This is a genomic window from Listeria cornellensis FSL F6-0969, assembly GCF_000525855.1.
GTDB lineage: Bacteria > Bacillota > Bacilli > Lactobacillales > Listeriaceae > Listeria_A > Listeria_A cornellensis.
The window spans coordinates 1-12,311 of the sequence record NZ_AODE01000026.1; the positions used below are offsets into that span (position 1 = coordinate 1).

The following is a 12,311-nucleotide window of genomic DNA, read 5'->3' on the forward strand; positions in this document are numbered from 1 at the left end:
TCTGCTTTTTTTCGTTGGATCTGTTACTTTTGTCGATTAAAGCTTGCGCTGCATCGATTTCTGCTTGTGTTAATCCTGTTTTCGCATCACCAGTTGGATCTTGGTTTGCAAATAGAGCATTTACTGCTGCACGTGCTTTATCTTGTGCTGCTTGTTCCGCTGACTTGTCTGCATCTAGTTTCGCTTGTGCTTTATCTAAATCTGCTTGTAGTGCTGCTTTTTTCGCTGGATCTGTTACTTTGTCGATTAAAACTTGTGCTGCATCAATCTCAGCTTGTGTTAATCCTGTTTTCAGATCACCAGTTGGATTTTGGCCCGCAAACAAGTTGTTTACTGCTTCGCGTGCTTTATCTTGTGCTGCCTTATCCGCATCTAGTTGTGCTTGCGCTTTATTTAACTCTGCTTGTAGTTCTGCTTTTTTCGCTGGATCTGTTACTTTGTCGATTAAAGCTTGCGCTGCATCGATTTCTGCTTGTGTTAATCCTGTTTTCGCATCACCAGTTGGATCTTGGTTTGCAAACAAGTTGTTTACTGCTTCTTGTGCTTTGTTTTGTGCTGCTAATTCTGCTGCATTTGCTGCATCTAGTTGGTCTTGTGCTTTATTTAATTCTGCTTGTAACGCTGCTTTTTTCGCTGGATCTGTTACTTTGTCGATTAAAGCTTGCGCCGCGTCGATTTCTGCTTGTGTTAATCCTGTTTTCGCATCGCCAGTTGGATTTTGGCCCGCAAACAAGTTGTTTACTGCTTCTTGTGCTTTGTTTTGTGCTGCTAATTCTGCTACATTTGCTGCATCTAGTTGGTCTTGTGCTTTATTTAATTCTGCTTGTAACGCTGCTTTTTTCGCTGGATCTGTTACTTTGTCGATTAAAGCTTGCGCCGCGTCGATTTCTGCTTGTGTTAATCCTGTTTTCGCATCACCAGTTGGATCTTGGTTTGCAAACAAGTTGTTTACTGCTTCTTGTGCTTTGTTTTGTGCTGCTAATTCTGCTGCATTTGCTGCATCTAGTTGGTCTTGTGCTTTATTTAAGTCTGCTTGTAATGCTGCTTTTTTCGTTGGATCTGTTACTTTGTCGATTAAAACTTGTGCTGCATCAATCTCAGCTTGTGTTAATCCTGTTTTTGCATCACCAGTTGGATCTTGGTTTGCAAATAGAGCATTTACTGCTGCACGTGCTTTATCTTGTGCTGCTTGTTCTGCTGACTTGTCTGCATCTAGTTTCGCTTGCGCTTTATCTAAATCTGCTTGTAGTGCTGCTTTTTTCGCTGGATCTGTTACTTTGTCGATTAAAACTTGTGCTGCATCAATCTCAGCTTGTGTTAATCCTGTTTTTGCATCACCAGTTGGATCTTGATTCGCGAATAAGTTATTTACTGCTTCGCGTGCTTTGTTTTGTGCATCTAATTCTGCTGCATTCGCTGCATCTAGTTGTTGTTGCGCTTTATTTAAATCTGCTTGTAGTTCTGCTTTTTTCGTTGGATCTGTTACTTCGTCGATCAAAGCTTGCGCCGCGTCGATTTCAGCTTGCGTTAATCCTGTTTTTGCATCGCCAGTTGGGTTTTTACCCGCAAACAAATCGTTTACTGCTGCGCGTGCTTTATCTTGTGCTGCTTTTTCGATTGCTGCTTTTTCAGCTGCTATAAGTGCATCTACTTGTTGTTGCGCCTTATCTATATCAGCTTGCAATGCCGCCTTTGTTTTAGGATCAGTTACTTCATCCACCAAAACTTGTGCTGCATCAATTTCAGCTTGTGTTAATCCTGTTTTTGCATCGTTTGCTGGATTTTGGCTAGTAAACAAGTTGTTCACCGCTACACGTGCCTTATCCTCAGCTTCGATTTGCTTAGGATCTTTTACAAAATAACCACCTTCGATACGGCCGATTTTACTAGTATCAAAGTTTGTCTTGATATCCGCATTGTCGGTAACAAGATTCGTTTGTTTTGGCCCTGCATACCCACTTAATGTGAATTTAGTTTCTAGAGGTCCTTGGTATGAAAACTTTGGTTCCTCAAGTGTCGTCTTGGCACGTTCCCATGTGCTAATTCCAATAGTAGAATTGATAACCATTGTTGTCGCAGCAGCTTCACTACCTAACGCTCCATTTCTTGTGTTAGTAATAGAGAAATTGGCACCCTCTTCAATAACTAATTCTTTACCTGTCGTCAAAGTAGAAGAACTTCCTTGTGACTTGGCGATCAATGTTGCTCCACTTTTCACAAAAAGAGAACTATTATAGAACATTGCTCCCTGTACACTAGTAGATGTCGAAACAAGATCTAAAGTCGCACCCGAATTTATTGTTGTAGTACTTGCGTCATATGTCGCAATAGCATCGTTATTTGAAGTTGCTTGGACATAACCATTATTGGTGAAATTAACTTTATCCAATCTAATAGCTTGTCCTGTAGTAGAACTTACTACTAGTTTAGCGTCTTTTGCGACAGTTAGGACACTGCCACTTGCTGTGTGAAGTGCACCACGAGTTCTAGCAGTTCCTCCACCGGTGATAGTAACATCTGCGCCACTTTCGACAGCAATATTTTTCGCCCACACATTGTAGTTGGTATTACCGCTAAGTTGCGTAATGTTGTTAGTACCTTGGAATATGATAGATCCAGCATCTAGACTTGCAAATGCTCTGTTACCTTCACCGGTTACATTATTAATCGTATGCGTTCCAGCTATAGTACGCCATAAGAAGCCGCTCGTACCACTGTTTTTGATTGTGATATTATTTATTGACGTTGTTGCATTTGCTTTGGTCACACGAATGTTTCTAGTATTCATATCAAGAGAATAACCTTCACCATGAATATTTTTCTCATCAACTGCTATACTAAAATCCGCGCCTTCCATTTTTAAATCTGCTTGTAGATAGATATCTGTTGTTGTTGTATTCTGAAGCTCTGACTTAAACGTAGCCCAGTCGCTCACGTAAACACCTACTGCATCCACGCTTGGATTAGTAATCCCCTCATTAGCTAGTGAACTAACTGGCAAAGTACTAATACTTGTTAGCACCATTGCACTCGCTAAAAATAATTTTAACGACTTATTTAACATTTTTGATTTTTTTTGACATTTCGATTTTCTCCCTTCAAACTCTTCTATATCTTGTAACCCATCGTATTATTAGATACTATCCTCCATATAAGATTTAAGTTTTTTATGGGGTGGGAAAACTTATAAACCCGAAGTAACTGTTTCAAAAAGCAGTACTCGATTACCATCTGTCTGTACTATTTGATGTGTTTTTTCTAATTCTTTTAACTTACTTTTAGCCGTCCGTGGCGTAATCTGACAACATTTTGCGAGTAACGTATAGTTCACAAATTTAGGAATACAATATCCGTCTTTGTTTTTTTTGGGAAAGCTTATGAATAATCTCTATTATTCTCTCATCACTATTTTTAGTTAACATTTCGGAATATTGAAAAAAATTTTGTTCTAAACGCTTCATACTATCAATTAAAAGATCTGGGAAAAATGGATGTTTCGATATTTCTTCTAACACGGTTTGTGCATCATAGATTTCTAACGTAACATCCCCAATCGCTATATATTCATAGTTATTTGGTTGAAACACATTATGGAAAACACAATCATCTTTTGTCCATATCGCATTAATTGTATCTTTATCATTTTTTGTATTAGTAATCTGTTGCAGAAGTTTCCCTTCTATTATATGAATTATTTTTCCAGAATTACCTAAAAATGAATTCTGACCATGTTCCAATACTTTCACGTCATAACAGTTTTTATATCTTCGTTTCCAATTCGACTTCTTTAATAATGTTGCTAATAAATTGGGCTCTCTTAGTAACAGCTCGTGGACTGTAAGGAAATCCATCTTCGTAACCTCCCTCTTCTTGAACTACTTAACTAGTATATAATTTCATAATGTGAACTAGTAGTGCGTTAAAAGCGCTTTTTTCATGAAGAATATTTCTTTTTTCATAGGAATTTTCCTTCCTCCTGCCATTGCACGTACGTGTGCCTAAGCGAAATCCTATTTCTATACTTTTGTCTAAACGGTGAATTTTCTCTTTCACGTTATACCTCATGATAGCATCACAATTAGCCGAATCTCCGTGTATTCCAGAAAAATTATCATTTTAGCGACATCTTTGGAAATTACTTATTCTTTGCTTTTTGATTCTGATTGGACTTATAATTGATGAAATCATGCAAAAGATTATCCGATAAATTTTTATTCGATACAAAGGAGTGACTAGCTTATGAAAAAAAATATTGACGAAATCAGACTACAGACAATTACGTTTACTTAGTTTACTCTTCTTTAAAAATGAGCTTGTTTCAAAAGTAGATGCCGCAGACTACTTAGAGATAAACAAATTAACATTGAACAAAGATATTGCTTCTATAAACAACCTGTTCTCTAAAGATGTGTTAGAAATACAGGTTTTCAAAAATAAATGGATTATTTTATCACGGAACAGGCAAACAAATTTTGCTCTAATCACAGCAAATATGATTTATACTAGTCAGGCCTTTCGAATTGCATTATCCACACTAAATGATGCTAAAGAAACGCCTACCAGCTTTGCCAATAAGGAGTTTATAAGTACGTCGCTAGTCTATAACAAACTAGAAGAACTAGATAATTTGTTGGCCGAGCATAGATTGATTTTAAACAAAACCCCCATTGAATTTTTAGGTAATGAGTTATATATTAGATTTTTTTTATTTTCATATTTTCGACAGAGCTTATCCTTATTCTGGCTGGCTTTTTAATGAGATTCCACTCAGTACTATCTCTATTTATATTCTCAAAATGGAGCGTTTTATGGGCGTTCACCTATCTCCCATTGCCAAAACCGATTATGCTGTCGCCATAAGTATTCACCTCAAACGAATACAAACTGGCCACCCGCTTGATTTAAACGAACAACAGCTACTATACTGGGAACAAATCGTGGACTTTTACGACATCAAAAAAATGGACTTCTCTGACTTAGAATCCATGCTTCCACAAGAATTAGCATTAAGTGAGAAATCCATCATATTTCTATCTTTATTTCTTTGCCCTTTCACCTATGCGACAAAAGAATCTTTAGACAAAATTTTAGACTACTACAAGACATTTCGTCCTATGCGATATAAAGCGGCCCAAGAACTGGTACGTATTTCAGATACAGATGAAAAAGATTTGAAATTTGTAACAGCAAGTTTACTCGGTTTCTTTGGAAAGTATACGTTTGTTGGGAAATCCGCTTATATTATAGAAATTGAGGAACACGAAAATAGAAATAAAATAAATCGTATCAATAAGCAAAAAATAGAACAAAAACTGTTAGAAGTCAGTGGATACGCGGCAGACCTAGACTTTATTCGTGAAAATATGAGTGCCATTTTGCCGTATGTACACGAATTGCTCAATATTTCTTCTACATTGAGTCAACAACACGAAAAACTTCACATAAAGATTATTTCTAAGAATGGGTATATGTGGGAAGAGTTGCTAAAATATCAAATTAGACAACACTTTTCGACAGAACTTCTCATTTTTTCGGATAATGATTACTCTATTGGTGAGGCAGACTGCGACTTAATTATCACTGATTTTCCGATTATAGAAAAAAGCCCCGTTGAGATACTAACTTGGAACTCGCCACCAACGGATCTAGATTTTAAAATGTTACGAAACTTTATTAAATAGTATCTCAACGCAAAATAAGACCTGTCTCTCACTTCGGACTGGTCTTATTTTGATATGCTTATTACTCCCAATCCAACATTTTCACACTTTTTTTTGTTTTTATATATTTTTTTGGAAAATCCTATTTTTGAGAGCTCTGCATGCTAAATTAGATATAGGGACCTGTGCTAAGAACTCAAGATACGCATGGTCAAATATAGGAGGGTTATTATGCAAGCATTTTTAACATTTTTACTAGATGATACTATCATGCCAATTAAAAGTGAACTATTACACCTTAATAAGGGTGATAAGCTAGAATTAGATAACACTACCAATCAATCTCGCTATGTATTTGGCGTTGCTGAAGGAATAGTCGCAGTACACAAAGAAGAGAACATCCTCGATTTTTCAACAACCAGCCACTTTATCGGATTTTATACAGATAATGAATCACAAATGCACGGAGAAATATTAACAAAAACCGCAACTGTTTGGAAGTTTGACTTGCGAGATATATTCGCTAAAATATCACTTAGCAGAAACGGTTTCTTACTATATAACAAGCACGCCATGAGCATACATGACAGCCTAATGAAAAAAATAAGCATCATGAAATTGAATAATCCTAACAGACTGATCCTATCTTTGCGATCACTAGTATCACGCTTCGGGGAACCTTCAACAGACCAAGAAGCTCGTAGATTGCCTACATGCTTTACAAAACAAGTACTCTCAAATTACACAGGAATCAAATTGTCTAGTCTTACAAGCACTTTAAACAAACTACACGATGAGGGCAAAATCATGTACAGCAGACGAGTCATTCTAGTCTATGCTTAAAAAAAAACACACTAAACTACTTACTACAATTGGCCTAGCGTATTTTGAATTCATCTTTATATCGTGATCATATCATACGACCCCGTTTGACGTGTCACCACAAGCTCCGACCCACCGCCACCACCTGTGCGCTTCATTTCCCGGTGAAAATCACGATGCTGCTTCATCCAAACTGTGAACTGTTCTTTTGACGCCCAGCGCGACACATTCATCACCGTCGACTTCCGCGCACCCTCTTTCAACCAAACTTCATATCCTAAAAAGCCATCAAATTCCGCCATCTCTTCCTTGTGATGCGCTACAGACTGCAACATTTTCTCCTTATTATCCGTTTCAAACTCAATACTCACCGTTTCAATATGCATCACGCCACCTGCTCTTTCTCACTGATAATCATTATCAGTATCATTTTCTCTATTCTAAATGACAACACTTCTCATTGTCAACTAATCGATACAGCATTTTCTATACAAACCTCTCGAACTACGATAGAATAAAGAGGAGACGAATCCTAATAAAAGAGATTGGAGTGACCGAAATATGTTGATTAAAAACCTTTGTATCCCCAAAATCAACTTAACGACCATTACTGAAGACGCGACACTCAAAGAAACGCTGGATATTTTAGAAAAAGATGGCTATCGTTGTGTCCCCGTCCTAGACAATAAAGGCGAGAAATTTATCGGTAACATATACAAAATGCATATTTATCGTCATGCCGCAAACGGAGGTAACTTGTCCGATAATGTGACTAGCCTCATCAAAAATAAAACGAAACACATCGGCATTAATTCCTCCTTTTTCGAAGTTTTCTTTACGATCAAGGAACTGCCATACATCGCGGTCTTAAATGAGCAAGGCGATTTTTACGGCATTTTAACTCACGGGAAATTGCTCGGCGTTCTGCAAGACGCTTGGAATATCGATTCCGGAAGCTACGTTCTAACCATCGCAACCGGTGAAGTTCCTGGCTCCCTAACAAAAATCACAAAAATCATTGACAAACACACAACAATTGCCAGCCTGATTACGATGGATTCCCAAGTAGAAGACTATATCCGCCGCGTTCTCGTGACGTTGCCAGCTGGCATCACAGAAGCAGAAAAAGACACGATTGTCGCCAACCTCGAACGAAAAGGCCTACGCGTCATCGAAGTTGAACATTTGAAGCTTAAGAAATAAAGATAATACATACAAGAAGTCGGGTCAGCAGATTCGGCTTTTTGTGTGCGCAAAAAATTATTTTCCCAAACCCCTTGAATATTCCCCGCACTACATCTATAATTATCTTATTGAGAATAGTTTTCAATTACAGGAGGTTTAAGGATGAAAAAGAAAAAATTAACAGCACTTCTTCTCGTTGTTTTAACATTAGGACTCGTACTTGCAGCATGTGGTGGTTCAGGCTCTAGCTCTGACGAAGCAAAAACAGAAGATAAAGCGCGCACACTAACAGATGCGTTAGATCGCCAAGTAGTCATACCAGCAACACCGAAGAAAATCGTGGCCATTCAAAACGCGGGGGAACTTTACGCACTAGACATTAAACCACTTGCCACAACAGAATATTACAAAGGAATCTATCCAGACTTCCTAAAAGGCGTTGAAAATATCGGTGGCGACAAGCCAAACGTGGAGAAAATCGCTTCACTAAAACCCGATTTAATCATCATTTCCGATTACCAAAAAGACATGTTGACGAATCTGGAAAAAATTGCGCCCGTTTATGCAACAAAATTCGGCGTGACACCAGATGAGCAACTAACAGATATCGCTAATTTAGTGAATGCGAAAGAAGCAGAAAAAACATACCAAGCTAAATACGCGAAAGAATCCAAAGAAGCCAAAGCAACACTAAAAGACGCTGGCATCGAAAATCAAAAAGCGGCCGTTATCCAATTCTGGGGTAAAGAAATCTACATCCATGACCCAATCGTGTTCGACGGTCTATACACAGGAGCAGGTTTCACACCAACAGAAGCAGCTAAAAAGAACAAAGAAACAAAAGCCATCTCCTCAGAAGCAATTCCAGACTACGTTAGCGATGCCAATCAACTATTCATCCTAACACCAGAAGGCAAATCAACCGATGAACTTAACACCCTCCTAACAGGAATTTGGAAAGACATCCCCGCAGTCAAAGCAAAACACGTCTACCCTGTTAACAGCGACGAATGGAGCAACTACACAGCACCATCAAGAGAATACCAAATGCAAGATGCGATCGACAAAGTAACTAATAAATAAAACAAAAGGATCAGATGCGCCCCCAAAACGCATCTGATCCTTTAATTATTCAACAACTGATAAATATGATTATTCACCTTGCCAAATGATTTGATATTATTTTGAATGTTTGAAAGCAATACCACAACCGTTTTCCCACTGTGGCTAAAGCTATTCGACACATTCCAACCACTCAAAACCCCGTGACTATTATAGCTTCCCGGATCAGCATAGAATCCCATTCCATATCCCGAAGCACTGCCCGCCGTGAACATCTTCTCGAAACTAGCATCATTAATCAGCTTCCGGTCCGACAATGCTCGATCAAATAAATACATATCCGTCGCCGTCATATACATATCACCACAGCCATAAAGTTGCGATAAATCCGGCAAATATGGCGTTTTGTAAGTCCCATCCTTCTGAATACTATATCCAACTGACGGTTTCTTCTCCTTATCAAACGTCGTATAAATTCCCGAATGCTTCATCCCCGCAGGCTCGAAAATGTTCTTTTGCACGTATGTCATCAACTTTTCCCCACTCAACTGCTCCACAATAAAAGCTAACACGCTATAGTTCGAATCATTATAATCCCATTTTCCCGGCTGACGCTTGATTCCCTGCGCCTCAATATCCTTGATTAAATCCTCCGGTGTAATTTTCCTGTTTTCCTCAGTATGTCCGACAATGCCTGACGTATGGTTCAGCAAGTTCCGAAGCGTTATGCGATTCCCATTCGGAAAATCCGGCAAATACGTCGCGACCGAATCATCCACATTCAGCTTGCCACGCTCTTCCAACTGCAGTATCGCCGTTGCAATCACCGCTTTCTGAGACGACCCGATATAATATACCGTATCCGGCGTATTAGCAACATCCGTATCTCGATTCGCCACTTTATACCCCTTATTCAGTACAATCTTGCCCTCACGATACACAAGCGCCGTCCCACTGAAACCGAGACTCTCTAAATACGCATCAATCGCCGTATTATCCGCAACCGTCGCCGTTTCCTTCTCCACCTGCTTCTTCGGTGCCACCTTCTTTGGCTTTTTAGCAGTTTCCGTACTTTTCTTCTCACCCGCATTTTCCAATTCCACCGGCGTTATCCATTTCACAGCCACAAAAACCACGGCCAACAACATGAAAATCAGCCCAATACCAATATAAAAATCACGTTTCTTTTTGTTGCGCCGTTTCGAGGAGCGGCTCATTTGCTGATTTGCCATGCTTTGTCCTCATTTCCTAGTAAAATTGCTCGCTTCGTCCCCACGAATTTTTGACACAATACACTTCCCCGATTTGCACAACTCCTACCCAAAATACTAGCCCATTCACGCCCAAAATGCAACCAGATTATCAAATTATTTTGTATATAACTATTTTGATGTTAGAATAGACATGCAAGCTCAAATCTAGGTTTGCCCCCCATTTTCTCAGGGTATTGTAATGAGGTGTGCGTTCTAATAGAAAAGAAAGAAGGAGATTAGAGTTATGGTACAAATTACAAAAGGTAAATTCGATGGCTTACAAAGACTTTCCAATGATAAAGGAATTATTGCCGCACTGGCGATTGACCAACGTGGTTCCTTAAAGAAAATGATTCAAGAAGCAAAAGGTTCTGAGAGCGACAAAGATGTAGAGGATTTCAAACAAATGGTTTCCGAAGAATTGACACCATACGCATCCGCGATTCTACTTGATCTTCAATACGGTACGCCAGCCATTAAAGCACGTAACGAGAATTGCGGCCTACTTACCTCTTATGAAAAAACAGGCTACGATGCCACAACTCCTGGTAAACTTCCCGATTTGATTGCTGACTTATCCGCACTCCGTATCAAAGAAAGTGGCGGCGATGCAGTGAAAATTTTAGTATATTACGATCCAGATGAGCCTGCTGAAATCAATGAAATCAAATATGCGTTCCTAGAAAGAATTGGCGCCGAATGTCGCGAAGTCGATATCCCATTCTTCTTAGAACCGATTACGTACGATGCTAAAGTAACAGACTCAGCAAGCGCCGAATATGCAAAGCTGAAACCAGCTAAAGTCAAAGCATCCATCAAAGAATTCTCCAAACCACGTTACGGTGTGGACGTACTTAAACTCGAGGTTCCAGTGAACTTCAAGTATGTAGAAGGCTTCGCGGACGGCGAAACTGTTTATACGAAAGAAGAAGCAGGGCGCCATTTTGAAGAATGTTCTGATTTAAGCCCACTGCCATTCATCTATCTGAGTGCTGGTGTGACCGCCGAACTTTTCCACAAAACGATTGCCTTTGCGAATGAGCATAAAGTACAATATAGCGGTGTATTATGTGGTCGCGCAACATGGAAAGACGGCATTGAAGTCTACGGAAAACAAGGCGACGATGCTTTGCGTGAATGGTTGCGTACACAAGGTAAAGAAAATATCACTTCCCTTGACGGCTTGCTAAACGCTGGAGCATCTCCTTGGTGGACGAAATATGGCTCATTTGAAGATGTACACGTGGTTGAAAAACAATAGCAAGTAGCAAAAAAATCCCCGATTCATTTCGAGGATTTTTTGCTATTCCAATACTAATTTTCGGCCATACTTGTGAAATCTGTTAAAACCCGTCGAACCTCTTCTGTCGATTTCGTATGCATCAATTTGATTCGCAGATCATTGGCACCCGGAAAACCTTTGACATAAATTTTAAAGAATCGATGTAAGCCAACGATGGAGCGCGGAACAAGCTCTGCAAACTGATCTTGTAACTCCAACTGCAGTTCCAGAAGTCCGATCAATTCTTGCGCTGTATGCTCTTTTTTCTCCTTTTCAAACGCATAAGGATTCTTGAAAATTCCTCGACCAATCATAATCCCATCAACACCATACTGTTCCGCTAGCTTCATGCCAGTTTCTCGATCCGGAATATCTCCATTAATCGTAATAAGCGTTTTAGGTGCCACACGATCGCGAATCGCCATAATCTGAGGAATCAGCTCCCAATGCGCATCAGCCTTACTCATCTCTTCCCGCGTCCGCAAATGGACAGATAAATTCGCGATATCTTGCTTCAATAAATGCGTAATCCAATCTTCCAGTTCTTCCAACGCTTCATAACCAATACGCGTCTTAACACTAACCGGTATCCCGCCAGCCTTTGCAGCCTCAATCAATTCAGCCGCCACTTCTGGCCGCAAAATCAACCCACTGCCTTTTCCACGTCTCGCCACATTCGGAACCGGGCACCCCATATTAATGTCTATCCCCTTAAATCCCATCTCCGCCATCCCAATACTCATCTCACGAAAAAATTCAGGCTTATCCCCCCAAATATGAGCCACAATCGGCTGCTCATCCTCCGTAAAAACTAAACGCCCCCGCACACTCTCAATACCATCCGGATGACAATAACTATCCGAATTCGTAAACTCAGTAAAAAAGACATCCGGCGCACCAGCCTCTTTCACAACATGACGAAAAACAACATCCGTCACATCCTCCATCGGCGCTAATACAAAAAAAAGGCTTCGGCAATTCTGCCCAAAAATTATTTGTCATTCTAGAATCTCCATTTCATTTTGATAGCAAATCTTTCCCCATTCA

At 39.6% G+C, this 12,311-nt stretch carries 10 protein-coding genes and 1 pseudogene; 6 read left to right on the forward strand and 5 right to left on the reverse strand.

Annotation, left to right across the window (positions count from 1 at the left end; translation table 11 throughout):
* Both PCORN_RS11350 and PCORN_RS11355 read right to left on the reverse strand, forming a co-directional pair.
* A partial coding sequence (locus tag PCORN_RS11350) for a toxin Cry1Ac domain D-VI-related protein (protein WP_036080576.1) occupies positions 1-3,064 on the reverse strand: 3,064 nt, incomplete at its 3' end.
* 271 nt (positions 3,065-3,335) lie between these two features.
* A complete protein-coding gene (locus tag PCORN_RS11355; RefSeq protein ID WP_036080578.1) occupies positions 3,336-3,851 on the reverse strand; it encodes a cyclic nucleotide-binding domain-containing protein in 516 nt (171 codons plus the stop codon).
* Between the two features lie 401 nt (positions 3,852-4,252).
* Between PCORN_RS11355 and PCORN_RS11360 the strand changes: the two genes are divergently transcribed.
* The 3 genes from PCORN_RS11360 (at position 4,253) to PCORN_RS11370 (ending at position 6,503) form a co-directional block, all read left to right on the forward strand.
* Positions 4,253-4,756, forward strand: a complete 504-nt coding sequence (locus PCORN_RS11360) for a helix-turn-helix domain-containing protein (protein WP_036080580.1) — start codon at positions 4,253-4,255, stop codon at positions 4,754-4,756.
* A complete protein-coding gene (locus tag PCORN_RS11365; protein ID WP_149024333.1) occupies positions 4,683-5,681 on the forward strand; it encodes an AcpB/EbpR/MafR family transcriptional regulator in 999 nt (332 codons plus the stop codon). The genes PCORN_RS11360 and PCORN_RS11365 overlap by 74 nt, the downstream gene beginning before the upstream one ends.
* A gap of 210 nt (positions 5,682-5,891) precedes the next feature.
* A complete protein-coding gene (locus tag PCORN_RS11370; RefSeq protein ID WP_036080585.1) occupies positions 5,892-6,503 on the forward strand; it encodes a cyclic nucleotide-binding domain-containing protein in 612 nt (203 codons plus the stop codon).
* A gap of 56 nt (positions 6,504-6,559) precedes the next feature.
* Here the strand turns inward: PCORN_RS11370 and PCORN_RS11375 are convergent, their stop codons facing one another.
* Complete coding sequence (locus PCORN_RS11375; protein WP_036080586.1) at positions 6,560-6,868, reverse strand: antibiotic biosynthesis monooxygenase family protein; 309 nt, start codon at positions 6,866-6,868, stop codon at positions 6,560-6,562.
* Positions 6,869-7,043: 175 nt separating this feature from the next.
* Here PCORN_RS11375 and cbpA point away from each other — a divergent pair, with 175 nt between their 5' ends.
* On the forward strand, positions 7,044-7,685 hold the full coding sequence (cbpA, locus tag PCORN_RS11380) for a cyclic di-AMP binding protein CbpA (protein WP_036080588.1): 642 nt from the start codon (positions 7,044-7,046) through the stop codon (positions 7,683-7,685).
* A gap of 144 nt (positions 7,686-7,829) precedes the next feature.
* Positions 7,830-8,750: an ABC transporter substrate-binding protein gene (locus PCORN_RS11385; protein ID WP_036080590.1), complete on the forward strand. Its 921-nt coding sequence runs from the start codon at positions 7,830-7,832 to the stop codon at positions 8,748-8,750.
* A 41-nt stretch (positions 8,751-8,791) separates the two neighbouring features.
* Here PCORN_RS11385 and PCORN_RS11390 read toward each other — a convergent pair whose 3' ends face one another.
* Entirely contained in the window at positions 8,792-9,946 is a 1,155-nt protein-coding gene (locus PCORN_RS11390) for a serine hydrolase domain-containing protein (RefSeq protein ID WP_420912033.1), read from the reverse strand.
* A gap of 280 nt (positions 9,947-10,226) precedes the next feature.
* On the opposite strand from PCORN_RS11390, the gene PCORN_RS11395 reads away from it, so the two are divergent.
* A complete protein-coding gene (locus PCORN_RS11395) occupies positions 10,227-11,243 on the forward strand; it encodes a tagatose-bisphosphate aldolase (RefSeq protein WP_036080594.1) in 1,017 nt (338 codons plus the stop codon).
* A gap of 53 nt (positions 11,244-11,296) precedes the next feature.
* Here the strand turns inward: PCORN_RS11395 and PCORN_RS11400 are convergent.
* Positions 11,297-12,266 (reverse strand): annotated as a pseudogene (locus PCORN_RS11400) (tRNA dihydrouridine synthase).
* Positions 12,267-12,311 lie beyond the last annotated feature (45 nt).

What these genes read in the sequence shown, in the direction of transcription:
- PCORN_RS11355 (WP_036080578.1), bottom strand. Translation starts at nt 3,851, where the DNA reads ATGGATTTCCTTACAGTCCACGAGCTGTTACTAAGAGAGCCCAATTTA.
- PCORN_RS11365 (WP_149024333.1), top strand. Translation starts at nt 4,683, where the DNA reads ATGAGTTATATATTAGATTTTTTTTATTTTCATATTTTCGACAGAGCT.
- PCORN_RS11370 (WP_036080585.1), top strand. Translation starts at nt 5,892, where the DNA reads ATGCAAGCATTTTTAACATTTTTACTAGATGATACTATCATGCCAATT.
- PCORN_RS11375 (WP_036080586.1), bottom strand. Translation starts at nt 6,868, where the DNA reads ATGCATATTGAAACGGTGAGTATTGAGTTTGAAACGGATAATAAGGAG.
- cbpA (WP_036080588.1), top strand. Translation starts at nt 7,044, where the DNA reads ATGTTGATTAAAAACCTTTGTATCCCCAAAATCAACTTAACGACCATT.
- PCORN_RS11385 (WP_036080590.1), top strand. Translation starts at nt 7,830, where the DNA reads ATGAAAAAGAAAAAATTAACAGCACTTCTTCTCGTTGTTTTAACATTA.
- PCORN_RS11390 (WP_420912033.1), bottom strand. Translation starts at nt 9,946, where the DNA reads ATGAGCCGCTCCTCGAAACGGCGCAACAAAAAGAAACGTGATTTTTAT.
- PCORN_RS11395 (WP_036080594.1), top strand. Translation starts at nt 10,227, where the DNA reads ATGGTACAAATTACAAAAGGTAAATTCGATGGCTTACAAAGACTTTCC.